Genomic DNA, 16930 nt, shown 5'->3' with positions numbered 1-16930 from the left:
TCAACGCTTAAGCTGACGCAGCCACACCCTTGCTGCTTCAGCATCCAATTCGATTTGTTGTTTAAGTGCTTCAAACGACTCAAACTTTTGCTCATCTCGAAGTTTATGCAAAAGTTCCACTTCTAGTTGCTTGCCATATAAATTGGCATGAAAGTCGAATAAGTGCACTTCTAACTGTTGGCGAACACCATTGACGGTTGGTCTTTGACCAATATTAGCAACACCACCAACTGGCTTATTTCCTAAGCCAAGCGCTTGAACAACATAGACTCCGGAAACCGGAGAAACACAGCGTTTCAAAGGAATATTTGCAGTAGGGAACCCAATGGTTCGACCTAGCTTTCTTCCGTGAGAAACACGACCGCTGATGCTGTAGTTTCTTCCCAGCATCTGTTGCGCGGAATGCAAATCGTCACGCGCCAGCGCTTGACGGATAGCCGTACTGCTGACACGTAATTGTTGTAAACAAAAGCTCTGGGTACTTACGACATCAAAGCCGTATTTTTCCCCTGCTTCCTGCAGCATTGCAAAGTTACCTGTACGGCCTTTGCCAAAGCAGAAATCATCACCAACGACAAGAAACTTAACACCCAAACGCTCGACCAACAAGTCACGGATAAACTCTTCCGCGGTTAAACTTGCAAAATGGCGATTGAAATTGACACACAGTAAGCGGTCAATATCGAGCTTACTCAATTGCACGAACTTATCGCGTAATCGCGTCAACCTTGCAGGTGCCTTGTCTTTGGCAAACAGCTCCATCGGCTGAGGTTCAAAGGTCATCACAACAGAAGGCAAGGATAGCCTGTCCGCTTGCTCAGACACTTGCTGCAATACTTGTTGATGGCCTTTATGGACACCATCGAAATTGCCAATAGTCAGCACACAACCATGATGTCGCGGGTTGATATTGTGAATGCCTCTAATCAGTTCCATTGGATACTGCTTTCTGCCTCTGTTTTACTTTACACTGTGTGAAACTGACGGATTATATACTAATCACCCTCAGTCTGTCCCAGCTTTTAGGTCTTTTAAACGCGCACCAGTTAAAAATAGAACCACTAGGTAAACCACTGCTCCTAAACCGATCAACATCCCTAGCACCGCGCTTCGGTGAGCAAAGCTCCAGCCCAGCCATACTGACATATCTTCCAGTTGCCATAAGATTGCCGCCACCATCGCCGCGCCAGCAATAGCTAAACGTATAATAAAGAAGACGGTTCGCTTAGTGATTTGGTATACCTCTGCGATGTGCAGGCCACGATACAGTAGTGCCATATTCACAAATGCCGATAGTGCTGTCGCGATAGCCAAGCCAACGTAGCCATAGAAGTACGCAAAAATTGCATTAAATACCATGTTGGTCACCATCGCAATGATGCCGTATTTCACTGGCGTTTTGGTGTCTTGACGCGAGTAATACCCCGGAGCAAGCACTTTAATCAGCATAAAGTTCAACAAGCCTGAAGCGTAAGCAAAGAGTGACAATGATGCTTGATGTACGTCTTGTGGCGAAAACTCACCTCGCATGAATAACACCATCAACATAGGTTTTGCCAGTACAATCAAACCAAGCATTGCAGGAAGGCCAAGTAAGATCACCATGCGCACCCCCCAGTCCATGGTTTGTGCGAATCCTTCATTTTGTGCGTCAACATGTTTGCGTGATAATGCTGGTAAAATCACCGTTGCAATCGCAATACCAAACAGACCTAACGGGAATTCCAACAAGCGATCTGAATAGTACAACCAACTGATCGAACCGGTTTGCAGAAAGCTGGCAATAAAAGTATCAAACAACAAGTTGATTTGGCTTACCGACACACCGAACAAAGCAGGAATCATTAAGGTTCGGATCTTCACCACGCCCGGATCGCGCCAGCCCCATTTTGGCTTAACCATAACCCCCGCTTTAATAAGGAAAGGGATTTGAAATAAGAACTGAACCAAACCACCAAGGAAAACACCGATGGCAAGACCAATCTCTGGCTGTGACATCTGCGGCGAGATAAACCATGCTGCCAAAATGATCATTACGTTGAGGAAGACGGGAGTAAACGAAGAAACCGCAAACTTACCTAGTGTATTGAGAATGGCTCCCGATAGGGCAACAAAAGTGATGAACCATAAATAAGGAAAGGTAATCTTGAGCATCACGCTAGCAAGTTCGAACTTCTCAGCCGCGGGACCACCATGCATCCAGTCTAGGAACCAACCAAAACCAAACAGTGCAGTCACCACTCCGGAACCTAGAACGCCTAAGATGGTAACAATTGAGACTATCACCCCTAATGTACCCGCCGCACGAGCAATGAGCTCCCGAGTTTTATCCATGTCGCCTTGAGCATGGCTTTCCGTTAAAACAGGTACAAACGCTTGGGAAAAAGCACCTTCAGCAAACAAACGTCGTAAAAAATTAGGAATTTTATTGGCGAAGAAAAAGACGTCTGCGCTTGCTCCTGCCCCCATTAAATTTGCCACTACAACATCACGAACTAGGCCAAGAACGCGGGAAATAAATGTCATAGCACTGACGATCATGCCAGACTTGAGTAGTCGTTTACTCACTGTAACCTCGGAATATCACCATAAGACAGCTAACCCTATACTGTTTCTCTGACAGGTGCTGTAAATAGACGTCAAAAATCTATCCGCGGGTTGTAAGGAATAAGTGTGCCTTTCGCGGATAATTATTAGCATTGGTATAAAAATGCTGTTAGAATCCCCGCCATCTTAACCGCGATAACCTCTCTTACCAAAATTTGTTTTGGCTTAGATCGGTTTTTGCACAAATCATTTGACATTTAAGCGCAAATGAGGGATATTCCTCGCCCTTAAATTGTCACAGAACTAAGTTTTTGGGAGTTAGACCCTTGGCAAATAGTAAATCTGCTAAGAAGCGCGCTATCCAAGCTGAGAAACGTCGTCAGCACAATGCTAGCCGTCGCTCAATGATGCGTACTTACATGAAGAAAACTGTTGCTGCTATCGAAGCAGGCGACAAAGAAGCTGCAACTGCTGCATTCGCTGTAGTTACACCTATCCTAGACCGCATGGCAACTAAAGGCCTTATTCACAAGAATAAAGCAGCTCGCCATAAGTCTCGTTTCGCTGCACAAATCAAAGCTCTTTAATAGAGTCCTGATTTTACAGTGAAGAAAAAACCGACCTTGTGTCGGTTTTTTTATATCTACAAAATTTTCTTAATAAAAAAAGCTGGCAATGCCAGCTTTTCTTTTTCTGAATGTCCCATTTAAAGACATCAGCTTATTCATTACCCATATAACGCTCAAACTAGAAAGCACTAATAAAACACTTGAGAACAAAGCAAATTGGTCGATGAGTAGTACCCTATCATCAAAAGTTTAACGCCACTCTCAAATATTCCAACAAGTTAGATTCACACTCTAAGATGAGCAGTATATTAGGACTATTTAATTAATGTTGAGCACTCTCAGCACAATAAAGACTATGCAGTGTTTTTATTAACGCTTTCACTTCATCACTCTTTAATGTGTAGTACACCGTTTGTGCTTCTTTCCTTGTCGTGACTAACTCATCACGGCGAAGCCAAGCAAGATGCTGAGATAATGCCGACTGGCTTAGCTCTAACTTTGCACACAGCTCTCCCACGGACAGCTCTTGGTTATGCAGCATACAAAGGATTTGTAGGCGTCTCTCGTTTGCCATCGCTTTGAGCAACACGACGGCTTTTGCGGAGTTCTGCTCCATTTCTTGTAGATTCATGTGTTGGACCTCTAGCTACAACTTACTTATTCCAACCCTGGCCAGCTTGTTGTGTTGCACTGATTTATATATCTAAAAAAATCAAGATACACTTCCAGAGTCTTCATTATTAGAACCTCTAATTTAGTTGTTAGTGATACACCAATATTATCCACCAAGGATTTTAATTGGTGCGCCATCAATAATTAATAGTTTTGCTCACTAAAACAAGTATCTTGCTTACTTAGATATTATTTAGAATTATATTTTTATTGATAGTAATCTATTTATTTACGCAACGATACGGGTTTACTCAAACATTTGACTGAAATCAGCATCACAAACATTTTTTACCGCGGGGTGTTGGATCATTCGTTCCGCAAAAATCACGTAGTACTCTTCTTTTAGCCCATCGACATGGCCAATTAGCTGTAAATTTCGGTCGTCTTCAATCTCCGACATGTATACGGTCGGTGCCAAGAAAATCACATCATCGTGGTACCGAGCAAAAGCTTTCATCAACGCAACATCATCAAACTCCCCTAGCACATTGGGTTGAAGGCCTTGACGATCAAACCATTGAATAACTTTACGCCCCATAGCCGTTCGGCTCGCGGGAATCAGAAGTTTTTTTTGTTCCAAGATCTCAGGGAATCGCACATTTTCAATTTCAGAAGAAGCAAAAAAGCTCATGCTACTTTCACCCAACTTTTTGCTATAAAGGCCAGGACTTTGAGTAGAATCAACGGGACAATCCGAAAGGATCATATCTAGCTTGTGCTGAGAAAGGCGTTCAAGTAGCAGTTCGTGGGTTGATTCATAACAGCGTAAATGAATACTGTTATCTTCCGGGACGGTCGTCATCAGTACTTTACTGACCAAGCGTTTAGATAACGCATCGGCTACACCAACTTCAAATAGAATGTTCGAGTGCTGGCTGTAATTGACGATATCTAACATCTCATAACTCAAACCGAACATCCGGTCGGCGTACTTAAACACAAGCTGACCTAACTCAGTGGGCTCAACTGTACGACCATTGCGCTTGGTTAACTTTCCTTTCATGCGCTCTTCAAGCGCTTTAATCTGTCCTGTCACGGTTTGCGGTGTCAGGAAGAGCGCGTCAGCCGCCTTAGTTACAGAGCCCTGTTTGCACACCATCCAGAAATAATAGAGATGGTTGTAGTTTAGATGTGACATGATCGAGTCCCGAAAAGAAAGTGATACTTTTTATACCAAATGTGACAGAGACAAACAATAAACTCGACAAAACCATACAATACCTTACAAAAGCATAAGTTTTACCGAAAGTATAAAGTCAACACTGTCATAAAAGTTGAACTGAGGCGCATTTTCTCTACAAAAAAAACGCAAAAACCAAACAAAACGAAATCAAAATTTAACCATTAAAATCAACAATTTAAAAATTAATTTTCTTCCTCTTTTACGCCATTATCAAAAAGAACAATAAAAATCTCTCACAGCAAGAAATCTGTAATATTACTGAAATATTTGTTCTCTAACATCGCCCGCAGATTCAACTACAGACCGAAAAATGAACTGAAAGGTCAACGGAGAAAATTATGATGAACCAAGCTACTTCAACAGTGGCACCAATTTCGAGCACAGCTCGTTGGTTACGCTGGGCTAACTTGGCATTCATGTTATATCTGCTTCTTCTAGCAGTATCTATGGTTGGTAGTGGCTTTAAATGGGCAACTGGCGATCAAGCTAAGGTGCTATTTGAATTTGCCGCACACCCAGTTGCAGGTCTAATGATCGGCTTGGTGGCAACAGCCTTAATTCAGTCTTCAAGTACTGTAACGTCTATTATTGTAGGCTTGGTTGCAGGTGGCTTACCTGTAGAAACCGCTATCCCTATGGTGATGGGTGCTAACATTGGTACCACAGTGACCAATACGCTTGTATCTCTTGGCCACGTGCGCTGTAAAGAAGAGTTCAAACGTGCATTTGCAAGTGCAACCATTCACGACTTCTTCAACTTGCTTGCTGTCGCTATTTTCCTTCCGTTGGAAATGATGTTCGGCATTTTAGAGAAAGTTTCTCACTGGCTTGTTTCTCCACTGCTTGCTACTGGTGATATGAGCATTAAAGGCTTCAACTTTATTAAACCAATTACAAAGCCAGTCGTAGGCGCAATTAAAGAGCCACTTTCTACCTTCGGTGATACTGTTGGCGGCGTCATGCTTATTGCTTTGGGTATTGCGACTATCTTCGTTGCAATCACAGTGATGGGTAAATTAATGAAGAGCCTAATGGTTGGTCGTGCACGTGAAATTTTGAAAAACGCCATCGGTCGTGGTCCTATTCACGGCATCGTATCAGGCTCAATCGTGACCGTTCTAGTACAATCTTCCTCAACCACGACAAGTTTAATGGTTCCGTTGGTTGGTACTGGCGTGTTGAAAGTACGAGATATCTACCCTTTCACTCTGGGTGCTAACATTGGTACTTGTATTACGGCACTACTAGCAGCGACAGCGGTATCTGGAGAGTTCGCAGTATTCGCACTACAAATCGCTCTAGTCCACTTAGTGTTTAACATCATGGCGACGCTGTTTATCTTTGGAATTCCATTCCTACGTGAGATTCCGGTTAAAGGCGCTGAGATGATTTCTGAAATGGCTATTAAGAATAAAGCAGTTGTTGGTGGTTACCTAATGTCAGTATTCGTTATTCTACCAGGTGCAATTCTAGCCCTAACAACGTAACAACAACGACATACCATCGCTTATTGTTTAGGCTCCACATCGTGGAGCCTTTTTTATGATAATTAAACTGTTCAAATCGCTTGTCCGGTGATAATTTGAGCCACATCTCAGCATGCTTATGCTGAGCTATCTCATTTGGAGTCGACAACATGACGCAGCTTAATGACGCTATTTCTGATCAGCTACTCGCAATAGACGAAAACCTAACCCAACTGGTTGCTGATATTGATATCCTCAGTAGCGTGAATCCTCTTAATTATGCTCAAGAAAGAGAACGTTTCATTAAAAACAAATATTCTCAAGAGCCTAATTTTAAATATTCAATTACTAACGTAGATACCCACAGTGCAAAGCGACGTCTATATGAGCTACCTCTAGAAAACATTCAAGACACCCAACTGCAGAGGCTGTACGCGGATGTAATTCAGTCTTATGCAGATAAACTGGATCAAGTGAATACCATAGGTACGCAAGAGTTTCTTTATAACTCCTTACGCTATTATGGGGAACCGAGCGCCAAAGATATTGCCAACGCCCATTTCATATTGCACCTTCCTACAGAAGAAGAAAAAGAACCTCAGCACGATAGCCGTGCAATAGCACGTTTCATGCAAAATTTTGCTCAACGCAATGGGTATGAATGTGAAATACAGGTGTTGGACGGGATGTTAGCAAACGCACTAGTTTCAGGATCTAGAGTCAAAATTAACCACGCGGCGTACATCACCACTGATGAGCTGGAGGCTCTTGCACATCATGAAATGGGAGTACATCTCCTAACTACGCTTAACGGTCGTCAACAACCGCTAAAAGTCCTGAGCTTAGGTTGTCCTGCCAATACCAACACTCAAGAAGGGCTGGCTATATTATGTGAGTATCTGTCAGGACATTTCAGTATCAAGCGCCTAAGAACCTTAGCCTTACGAGTTCTGGCAGTAGAGTCGATGATCAAGGATCGCGATTTCCGCCATACGTTCATGCTATTAAAAGAACAGTATAAAGCTTCTGATCTTCAAGCATTTACAACGACTGCCCGAGTCTATCGAGGTGGAGGTTTAACGAAGGATTACTTGTATCTTAGAGGATTCCGAGAGGTGCTCAATGCCTATGATAGATTGGGCGATGACTTTTCACTATTGTTGTGCGGGAAAACAGAGCTGAAGTACTTTGAGCTTATCCGTTCATTAGTGAGTAAAGAAATATTCACTCAACCTAAGTTTATTAGCCCGGCACTGTCCACACCGATGCAGACCAACCCAATTCACCGTTATATTGTCAGTGCACTAAAATAATACCTTCTAAGTACAAAAAAGAAAAAAGCTCCATTCGGAGCTTTTTCTATATCTTGAAGAACGATACTCGTTACACTGAGAATGGGTAACGAATAGGATCGTGATGCTCGTACCCTTCAACCCAAAAGTCATCCAGTGTGACCCATGTTTCCAAATCTTCTAGAGATTTAATCTCTGGGTTGATATGGAACGTCGGCGCTTTTAATGGCTCACGTTTCAACTGAACATCGCGCATCAGTTCAAGCTGATCTTCATAAATGTGAGCATTCACAATCTTATGAAATGCCTGACCAGGTTTCTTGCCCGTAATTTGCGCCATAATCACCAAGAACACGTAAACTTGAACCATATTGAAGTTTAAGCCAAGCGGTACATCACACGAACGCTGAGTACTATTCAGGTAAAGCGTATCATCCAGCAATGAAAAATGGTGACTGTACATACAAGGACGCAAGCACCCCATGTGGAACTCACCCGGATTGTAGAAGTTCAAGATTTCACCGCGGTCATCAACACCACGCGTTAAGTCATCCACTATCTTACGTAGCTGGTCAACATGACCACCATCAGGTTTCGCCCAGGCGCGCCCTTGAACCCCATAGACACGGCCCATGTCGTCTTCACCTTTACGGTATGGGTTATTCAACCAGGCATCATTTAGGTTGGCATTGGCATCCCAGGTTTTCGTGCCCAGCTTACGAAAATCTTCCGCATTATCGTAACCACGAATATACCCTAATAGTTCTGCAACGGCCGCTTTCCAAAAACTTTTACGTGTGGTGACCAACGGAAATTGATTGTTCGCAACATCGTAGGTTAAATCCGCGTTGATTACGGTCAGGCAGCGCTTGCCTGTACGCTCATTTTCAACCCAAACACCTTGGTCAACGATGCGTTGACACAAATCTAAATACTGTTTCACACCAATACCTTACTTCGTCTTTTGTGGTAATTCGTCTTTGTAATGACCACGTTTGTATGCCCAAACCATCATGAGGACACCGATAACCACCATTGGCAGGGATAAAATCTGTCCCATGGAAATAAAGCCACCGAATAAACCCAAATGAGCGTCTGGTTCGCGCACGTATTCTACTAGGAAACGGAAGGTTCCGTAACCCGCAAGAAAGAGTCCTGAAACAGAACCTAGAGGACGAGGTTTCTTGATGAACCAATTCAAAATGAAGAAAAGGACGATACCTTCAAGCGCCATTTCATAAAGTTGCGATGGATGACGTGGCAGTGGACCGCCATTTGGGAAAACGATCGCCCAAGGCACATCCGTTACTCGGCCCCACAACTCGCTGTTCATGAAGTTACCTAAACGCCCCATACCCAAACCAAATGGCACAAGCGGCGCGATAAAGTCAGCAACACCGAAGAAAGTTCGCCCGTTTTTGTGTGCATACCAGAACATCGCGGTAATCACACCCAGTAAGCCCCCGTGGAAAGACATACCACCGGTCCACACTTTAAATAGATACAAAGGGTCAGCCAGGAAGAGCTCAAAATTGTAGAAAAGCACGTAGCCTACACGGCCACCAATCACCACGCCAAGGAAGCCTGCGAACAACAAATCAGAAACCTGCTCTCGTGTCCAACCACTTCCAGGCTTATCCGCACGTCGGTTAGCTAACCATAGAGCAAACATAAAGCCCACAAGGTACATCAAACCGTACCAACGAACCGAAACAGGACCAATAGAGATTAAAACCGGATCAATATTGGGAAATTCAATATATCCCTGAGACATAAATCATTCTCTTCTTATCACAACAAAATAAATATACCCAAGTAACCTCTAGATGCTTGGTTCAGCGAGAATGACTTGGGTACAAACTTAGAGCAGCATGGTCGCTGCAACAAACATTAAGAACACCGCGAATATCTTTTTTAATACCGCAGTTGGAAGGTTAGTTGCCAGCTTCGCACCCACTTTTGTTGTGAGCATCGAGGCCATAGCAATCGCTAATAAAGCGGGAAGATAAACATAGCCAATACTGTATGAAGGTAAGCCTTCCACTTTATAGCCATGTAAGATGAAGCCGATCATACCAGAAATAGCAATCACGCAACCACAAACGGAGGATGAGCCCACCGCTTTACGCATCTCTATCCCATGTTTATTTAAAAATGGTACCGACAGTGAGCCACCACCAATACCAGCAAGGCTTGATACGACACCAATTCCCGTGCCGTAAACTACAGTCACAGGGCTGCTCGGCATAGGTTTACTGCTCGTAACTTTAATGGAACGAAACATTTGTACTGACAGGCAAAGAACAATGACACCAAACACTTTCGGCAAATAGTGTGTAGGGATCCACTCAGCAATATTGGCACCAACAAAGCCACCAATGACCACACCAGGCATCAACCATTTTACGACAAACATATCGACATTGCCGAGCTTAAGGTGATTCATCGCCGATGAGCCAGACGTGACAATAATACTCGCTAACGAAGTGGCTAAGGCCATGTGCATACTCATTTCTGGAGAGATCCCAGCAAGAGGAAGCAAATACAACAAGGCAGGAACAACAATCAAACCACCACCGATACCGAGTAACCCCGCCATCACACCCACAAAAGCGCCTAGCGCCAACAATAACAAAAATAAAGAGACGGTCACGATTTCCTACTTTTTACCTGCACGGATAAAGCCCGCAAAGCCCTGTTGAATGAAGAAGTCATGCATCATTTGATGAATGTCCTCCCCATAGGATTTTGTCATTGCTTGCTCCGCTAATTTTTCTAATTCTTCTTGTTGACTATGACGAATCAAATATTTCACCTTAGCCACGTTGGAGGTGTTCATACTCAAACTGGTATACCCTAACCCAAGTAAGAGAAGAGCGCCAAATGGATCACCCGCTAGCTCACCACAAATACACACGGGCACCTGATATTTATCACACACCTCATGGATTTGCTTAAGCGCTAACAGTACCGCAGGATGCATAGATTCATAGACATCCGCTACGCGCGAATTGTTCCTATCTACCGCTAATAAATACTGAGTTAAATCGTTTGTCCCGACAGAAACAAAATCAACACGGTGAGCAATCGTTGGCAACAGATACACCATCGATGGTACTTCAATCATGACCCCAATTTGTGGGAATTGAATTCTATCATCAAGCAAAACGGCTTCGCTGTGAGCTTGATTAATCAAGCTAATGGCATCGTCTAGCTCTTTTACCCCTGACACCATTGGCAATAAGATACTTAAGTTTCCGCTTTCTGCACTCGCTCTTAACATTGCACGCAGCTGGATCAAGAAAATGTCTGGATGATCCAATGTAAAACGAATGCCACGCCAGCCTAGAAACGGATTATCTTCTTCAATGGGCAAATACGGCAAAGGTTTGTCACCACCAATATCCAAAGTACGCATCACTACTCGTTGATTCGGATAGCTGTTAAGTATTGCTTGGTATTGATGATACTGCTCATCTTCCGAAGGAAAGTGATGCTGAAGTAAAAATGCAATCTCAGTTCGGTACAACCCAACACCATCAACACCTGTGTTGATGGCAATATTACTGTCTGCACTGAGTCCCGCATTCAGCATAATTTCGATATGGTGATTATCTTGCGTAACCGCAGGGAGTGCGAGGTCCTTGTTTACCATGGCAAACAGTTCAGACTCTTCGCTTACTAAGCTGCGATACTCTCGCAACAACTGGCGGTTTGGCTCTAAGAAGATCTCACCCGTATAGCCGTCGACTATCCCGAGTTTGCCATTCACCACATCCGGATTAATGTTGGCGCCCATGACTGCAGGGACCCCAAGAGCTCGAGATAAAATGGCAGCGTGAGAGTTTGCGCCTCCCTCTAATGATACGACGGCTAACAAAAACTCTTTAGGTACAGAAGCGAGCAAGGTGGCAGTGAGTTCGTTCGCCACCAAAATAATGGGACGATCAATTGCAGAATTTTCTTGCTCACTGTTGTGCAGAAAATAGAGCAGCCTTTGCCCTAACTCTCGGATATCTTGCGCTCTTTCACGCATGTATACATCCGACATTCTTGCAAATCGATTCGAGTATGACTCTACAACTTGGCGTAACGCCCAGTCTGCCCTATCTCCTTTTTCAATCTGCTTCTTCAAATCACCGCGAAGCATCGGATCATTCAGTAAGTGAGTAAACAGATCGAAGATCGCCAGCGCATCTTTGTTGATTTCACTGTCCAGCTTTTTCCGCATACGGCGAAAGTCATTTAACGCTCGCTCTATGGCCACCAGTAGTGTCTCGTGCTCGCGTTCCTTATCTAACGTGGACGAAGGGAAAACATCCGATAAACTCGGCTGGGTATTGTCGAACCAAAACTCTCCAATCGCGACACCAGTAGACGCAGGCAAACCTTTTAATACCGTGGGTTTAGATGCTAACTGCCAATGCCCAAGATTCTGCGCATGTGCAATGAGCACCGCTAACTGAGCGGATAAGGTAACAAGAAACGATTCTTCCATTTCACTAAACAAGCGCGGCGTTTTTTGTTGGATCACCAACACACCTAAAACTTGTTTACGATGAATGATTGGAGTAGCTAAAAAAGAGTGGTAAATCTGTTCGCCGAGTTGAGGAAAGAATTTGAACTCGGGGTGTTTTGAGGCTTCGGCAAGGTTAAGGGGTTCAGCGCTTCGTTTTACCAACCCAACCAAGCCTTCATTGAAGTTGATATGAATACTATCACCTTCAAAAATAAGGCCTTGAGTTGCCATTAACTCAAGGCGCTGCATTTCTTCATTAGCAAGATAGATAGTACAGCACTCAGTACTAAGGGCAGCACAAGTCTCTTTCACCAATATATCGAGTGCCAGATGCACATCATCGACCCTGGAGACTTTCTCAACTATTTCCCTTAGCTGACTGAGCATGATTATCCTCTACGTTGCTTTTTTCTTTTCCCTTTCGCTTTTCTCTCTCGAAAAGGCATGGCTAAGGATGCAAATTCTTTCATCGCTCGTCGATAAACATCTCGCTTGAAAGAAACAACTTGCCTAACTGGATACCAGTAACTTACCCAGCGCCAACCATCAAATTCAGGGGATTTTCCGCGTTGCATATTAATGCGAGACTCATCGCATTCTAATCTCAGCAGAAACCATTTCTGTTTTTGGCCGATACAAACAGGCTTGGAGTCCCAACGCACCAATCGCTTTGGTAGCTTATATCTTAACCAATGACGACTTGTTGCAATGATCTTAACGTCTTTTTTCGTTAAACCGACTTCTTCGTATAACTCCCTGAACATGGCTTGTTCAGGGGTTTCACCTTCGTCAATCCCACCTTGTGGAAATTGCCATGAGTGTTGCCCGTATCGTTTAGCCCAGAAGACCTGACCATGGTTATTACATATCACAATACCAACATTAAGTCGGTAACCATCGCCATCTATCACTGGCTAACCTCTATGAATAAATTTTTTATTACCGTGATTTTTCCACATATCCCCATTACTAGCAAACTTACTGATGTGATATGAGCAAGATTTATTACCTTTTCAGCATTTTTGGATATCTTTTAATCAAACCATACCTTATCAACACAAGAGTGAGACATTGCCCACATTTATTCACCTTTTCTGTGAATAACTTTGTGAAGAATTCAATTCAAATGAGTAATTCAGTTCAATCCCATCAAATGAAAAACAAATGAATAAACAAAAAAACAAACATAATACATTGATAAAAAAGTATTTATTTTTAAAAATAACGATAATTCGATCTTCAATTTCTTGATGATCTTTTCACCAAACTCAGATCGGTCAAAGATCCACCAACAGGCTATTTATCCACACTCACCTGCTATTCGTTTAGATGATTACAACAAAATCAACCCCAAAAATGCATTTTAACCCCTGTTTATTCATACAGACCTCGTCAGGATCTTATCAATACCTCCTCCACCTGTGGATAAGTTATGAATTGATCGTTCTTACACCGCCTCGGTGAAATCTTAAACAGTAGATTTGGTCGGAGTTTGATAAACTATATTTTTTGTAATACCACCTTGTAACTATGAAACCAGAACCACAAACAGAAGCAGAGCTATTGGAACGAGCGCATGATATGGCAGGACTCAGTTTTGCTGAGTTGGCCGCCGAGGCGAATATGATTGTTCCTGAAAACTTAAAACGTGATAAAGGTTGGGTGGGTCAATTACTCGAATGGCACTTGGGCGCTCCAGCAGGCAGTAAACCTCAACAAGATTTCGCAAAACTAGGGATCGAGTTGAAAAGTATTCCGATTAGTTACTCTGGCAAACCTTTAGAAACAACCTTTGTTTCTGTGGCCCCCCTCACTGGTGTTCATGGTCTTACATGGGAAACAAGTCATGTTCGAAACAAGCTATCTCGTGTGCTTTGGGTACCCGTAGAAGGAGAACGAGAAATCCTACTCGCTGAAAGACGTGTGGGCAGTCCACTCATTTGGTCACCAGATGAAGAAGAAGAACGGATTTTGCGAAATGACTGGGAAGAGTTAATGGAGATGATCGTCTTGGGAAGATTTGATCAAATTTCCGCCAGACACGGAGAAGCGCTGCATCTTCGCCCTAAAGCCGCAAATGCAAAAGCGCTCACCGAAGCATACAACTCAAATGGTAAGCCGATGAAAACTCTGCCCCGAGGCTTTTACCTTAGAACACAGTTTACTGAACAGATCTTACTCAAGCACTACATTAACACTCAACCAGAATAAAACCATATCAGCTATTTAGTGCGTCACGAGCGATAACTCAATATCGCAGTATGAGGCTGCCTCTTCAGTGCCACATTCGTCATACGCATTGCGCAGCCTTAAATACGCTTTATCGACCCCTAGCCTCAATAGTTCTTCTTTTACTAAGTCTAGAGAGCCAAAATGTATCGGGTCTTCACCGTCTTTAATCGGCTCAAGTTGATGCTTGTACTCCACAGCTAAAAGATAGTCAGAGACATCAGAACACCCAATCACAAATACTTTGGGAGTTTTATAAGTATCTTTATGTGGACCATGTAGCCACATGTCCAATTGATGCTTCTGCATAACATACCTCCTTCACACGATCATTTAAGTGTAGTTAGGCTAACTGTAGCTTTCGAGTTTGCTCTTCCTTTATACGTAAATCATTTGCGATTGCGGCTAAAAATCCCCTATATTGGAGTCACTTATTTAGTCGGTAACTCTTCAAGGACGTGATATGCAATACACAAAACTACCGCACTCATCACTTGAGATCAGTAAAATCTGCCTCGGCACTATGACGTTTGGCGAGCAAAACACAGAAAAGGACGCCTTTGAACAGCTCGACTTTGCCCTCGATCATGGGGTGAACTTCATCGATACCGCAGAGATGTACCCTGTACCGCCAAACTCGGAAACACAAGGGCTCACCGAGCAATACATCGGTAATTGGTTGGCAAAAAGCGGCAAAAGAGAAAAAGTAGTACTGGCAACAAAAGTGGCAGGCCCTCGCAATGTTCCTCACATTAGAGACAACATGAGCCTTAATCGTCGCCACATCCATACAGCAATTGATGACAGCCTTAATCGTCTACAAACCGATTATGTCGATTTGTACCAACTACATTGGCCGCAGCGTCAAACCAACTGCTTTGGTCAACTCAACTACCCATACCCTGACAAACAAGAAGAAGTCACGTTAATTGAAACGTTGGAAGCGCTTACTGAATTAGTGAATGCAGGTAAAGTGCGCTATATCGGCGTATCCAACGAGACGCCTTGGGGTGTAATGTCGCTACTGCGTTTGGCAGAAAAACACGATTTGCCAAGAATTGTCTCCATTCAAAACCCATATAACTTATTGAACCGCAGCTTCGAAGTTGGCTTGTCTGAAATCAGCCATTACGAAGGCGTTCAGTTACTTGCCTACTCTCCTTTGGCATTTGGCTGCCTGAGTGGTAAATACCTAAACGGGGCAAAACCTGAAGGCGCTCGATGTACTAAGTGGGAGCGTTTTGCGCGCTACTTCACTCCACAAGGTGTTAAAGCGACCGAAGCTTACGTCAATTTAGCTCAAGAGCATGGTCTAAACCCTGCACAAATGGCGCTCGCGTTTGTCAATCAGCGTCCATTTGTTGCTTCTAACATTATCGGAGCAACAAACCTAGACCAATTAAAAGCCAATATCGACAGTATTGATTTGCAACTTAGCGACGAACTACTTACTGAAATTCAAGCAATAGGTACAACTTACTCGAATCCTTGCCCTTAACAGTAAAGCTCCCTTCAAACGAAAACAGCTGATCTTGAAGATCAGCTGTTTATCCAATGAAGTCATACTTCATATAAAAAGTTAAGCGTGTTGAATGACTCGTTAGCAACTCAGTCAGTCCAACACGCTAACGATTACGTCATTATTCGCGACGTTAAAACTCGACGAAGGTGACGAACTCGACGTTCAACTTTAACTGCATCCGGAACATTGGCACGTGTAGAACGACCATCGCTATCTAAACCAATATCCCTCAATAGATGGACATTCGTCCATGGAATATCATGAGCAGTTCGGCGTATGGTTCGCTGCCATTGCTTTTCTTCGCGTTTAAGGTCTGCTTTCAATAGCAAAGTGGCCAATTGTAGGTAAATAGAGTGACGCATAATATTTTCTCCGATTATCGATGTATTCGACTGGGAAAAATAGTGCGTAAAATGAACAGAAATATTCTGTTGATACTAAGCTGCTACTTTTCCGCAGCCTAGTAATAAATATGATAGGTTACGGATTAATTTTTATCTTGTGAGCCAGTGGTATTGGTATCATCCGATTTAAGGGTTATCGGAGCGATAGGCATACGATCAGCGCAAGCAGTGGTGTTAACAACATAATGTTTCATCTTGCGCCTCCTAGCTAAAAATTAATCCGTTTATGAAAGGTATAACTCACTGAGTTACGGTTAAATTGTAAGCTTTGATGAATATATATCAAACATTTTTTGCCTTTTTGATTAAAAACAAATCAATACACCGCAATTTAGTTTCATATACTTTTATGTATAACATATTCACCCGAGGAATATATAAATTTGCGGATTTTATAAATCAAACCAAGTAAATTACCACCTTCTAAAGAAGGTGGCTTTGTGTGAGCCCCCTAAAAGGGGGCCTTTGTTTAGTCCAGCGCCAATTGCTGCTGCTCTACTCGCTCTTGCTTCTCTTGATGTCTTACA

At 43.2% G+C, this 16930-nt stretch carries 16 protein-coding genes; 5 read left to right on the top strand and 11 right to left on the bottom strand.

Annotation, left to right across the window (positions count from 1 at the left end):
• A complete protein-coding gene (gene ribF / locus NL626_RS22200) occupies nucleotides 1–936 on the bottom strand; it encodes a bifunctional riboflavin kinase/FAD synthetase (RefSeq protein ID WP_005381933.1) in 936 nt (311 codons plus the stop codon).
• A gap of 69 nt (nucleotides 937–1005) precedes the next feature.
• Nucleotides 1006–2568: a murein biosynthesis integral membrane protein MurJ gene (murJ, locus tag NL626_RS22195; protein ID WP_213896351.1), complete on the bottom strand. Its 1563-nt coding sequence runs from the start codon at nucleotides 2566–2568 to the stop codon at nucleotides 1006–1008.
• Between the two features lie 305 nt (nucleotides 2569–2873).
• Here murJ and rpsT point away from each other — a divergent pair, with 305 nt between their 5' ends.
• On the top strand, nucleotides 2874–3134 hold the full coding sequence (gene rpsT / locus NL626_RS22190) for a 30S ribosomal protein S20 (protein ID WP_005381938.1): 261 nt from the start codon (nucleotides 2874–2876) through the stop codon (nucleotides 3132–3134).
• A 304-nt stretch (nucleotides 3135–3438) separates the two neighbouring features.
• Here the strand turns inward: rpsT and NL626_RS22185 are convergent, their stop codons facing one another.
• Entirely contained in the window at nucleotides 3439–3747 is a 309-nt protein-coding gene (locus NL626_RS22185) for a metalloregulator ArsR/SmtB family transcription factor (RefSeq protein WP_005381940.1), read from the bottom strand.
• A gap of 288 nt (nucleotides 3748–4035) precedes the next feature.
• Nucleotides 4036–4926, bottom strand: a complete 891-nt coding sequence (gene nhaR / locus NL626_RS22180; protein ID WP_005381942.1) for a transcriptional activator NhaR — start codon at nucleotides 4924–4926, stop codon at nucleotides 4036–4038.
• 386 nt (nucleotides 4927–5312) lie between these two features.
• On the opposite strand from nhaR, the gene NL626_RS22175 reads away from it, so the two are divergent.
• Together NL626_RS22175 and NL626_RS22170 are read left to right on the top strand one after the other, a co-directional pair.
• Nucleotides 5313–6458, top strand: a complete 1146-nt coding sequence (locus NL626_RS22175) for a Na/Pi symporter (RefSeq protein ID WP_025768431.1) — start codon at nucleotides 5313–5315, stop codon at nucleotides 6456–6458.
• A gap of 149 nt (nucleotides 6459–6607) precedes the next feature.
• Nucleotides 6608–7750: a flavohemoglobin expression-modulating QEGLA motif protein gene (locus NL626_RS22170; RefSeq protein WP_253657747.1), complete on the top strand. Its 1143-nt coding sequence runs from the start codon at nucleotides 6608–6610 to the stop codon at nucleotides 7748–7750.
• Between the two features lie 70 nt (nucleotides 7751–7820).
• Here the strand turns inward: NL626_RS22170 and NL626_RS22165 are convergent, their stop codons facing one another.
• The 5 genes from NL626_RS22165 to rppH all read right to left on the bottom strand — a co-directional run bounded on the left by NL626_RS22165 (nucleotide 7821) and on the right by rppH (nucleotide 13159).
• A complete protein-coding gene (locus NL626_RS22165) occupies nucleotides 7821–8672 on the bottom strand; it encodes a thymidylate synthase (RefSeq protein ID WP_025768429.1) in 852 nt (283 codons plus the stop codon).
• 9 nt (nucleotides 8673–8681) lie between these two features.
• Entirely contained in the window at nucleotides 8682–9503 is an 822-nt protein-coding gene (gene lgt / locus NL626_RS22160; protein ID WP_005381948.1) for a prolipoprotein diacylglyceryl transferase, read from the bottom strand.
• A gap of 87 nt (nucleotides 9504–9590) precedes the next feature.
• Complete coding sequence (locus NL626_RS22155; protein ID WP_005385965.1) at nucleotides 9591–10382, bottom strand: sulfite exporter TauE/SafE family protein; 792 nt, start codon at nucleotides 10380–10382, stop codon at nucleotides 9591–9593.
• Nucleotides 10383–10388: 6 nt separating this feature from the next.
• Nucleotides 10389–12635, bottom strand: coding sequence for a phosphoenolpyruvate--protein phosphotransferase (gene ptsP / locus NL626_RS22150; RefSeq protein ID WP_005385966.1), 2247 nt, complete (start codon nucleotides 12633–12635; stop codon nucleotides 10389–10391).
• Between the two features lie 2 nt (nucleotides 12636–12637).
• A complete protein-coding gene (gene rppH, locus NL626_RS22145; RefSeq protein WP_005381953.1) occupies nucleotides 12638–13159 on the bottom strand; it encodes an RNA pyrophosphohydrolase in 522 nt (173 codons plus the stop codon).
• Nucleotides 13160–13778: 619 nt separating this feature from the next.
• Between rppH and mutH the strand changes: the two genes are divergently transcribed.
• The gene (gene mutH, locus NL626_RS22140; protein ID WP_253657746.1) at nucleotides 13779–14459 is read left to right on the top strand and encodes a DNA mismatch repair endonuclease MutH; all 681 of its coding nucleotides are present in this window, start codon (nucleotides 13779–13781) and stop codon (nucleotides 14457–14459) included.
• A 15-nt stretch (nucleotides 14460–14474) separates the two neighbouring features.
• Here the strand turns inward: mutH and NL626_RS22135 are convergent, their stop codons facing one another.
• Nucleotides 14475–14786 carry a DUF6482 family protein gene (locus NL626_RS22135; protein WP_005381772.1) on the bottom strand — a complete coding sequence of 104 codons (312 nt, stop codon included), beginning with the start codon at nucleotides 14784–14786 and terminating at the stop codon, nucleotides 14475–14477.
• A 154-nt stretch (nucleotides 14787–14940) separates the two neighbouring features.
• Between NL626_RS22135 and NL626_RS22130 the strand changes: the two genes are divergently transcribed.
• Nucleotides 14941–15975, top strand: a complete 1035-nt coding sequence (locus NL626_RS22130; RefSeq protein ID WP_005381774.1) for an NADP(H)-dependent aldo-keto reductase — start codon at nucleotides 14941–14943, stop codon at nucleotides 15973–15975.
• 134 nt (nucleotides 15976–16109) lie between these two features.
• On the opposite strand, the gene NL626_RS22125 is transcribed toward NL626_RS22130, so the two are convergent.
• A complete protein-coding gene (locus NL626_RS22125) occupies nucleotides 16110–16361 on the bottom strand; it encodes a DUF1127 domain-containing protein (RefSeq protein ID WP_130544985.1) in 252 nt (83 codons plus the stop codon).
• Nucleotides 16362–16930 lie beyond the last annotated feature (569 nt).

It is taken from the genome of Vibrio sp. Y58_MX_L22 (genome assembly GCF_024181865.1).
Taxonomy (GTDB): Bacteria; Pseudomonadota; Gammaproteobacteria; order Enterobacterales; family Vibrionaceae; genus Vibrio; species Vibrio alginolyticus.
Note: the sequence above shows the minus strand (reverse complement) of the source record. Positions and strands in the feature narration are given on the sequence as shown.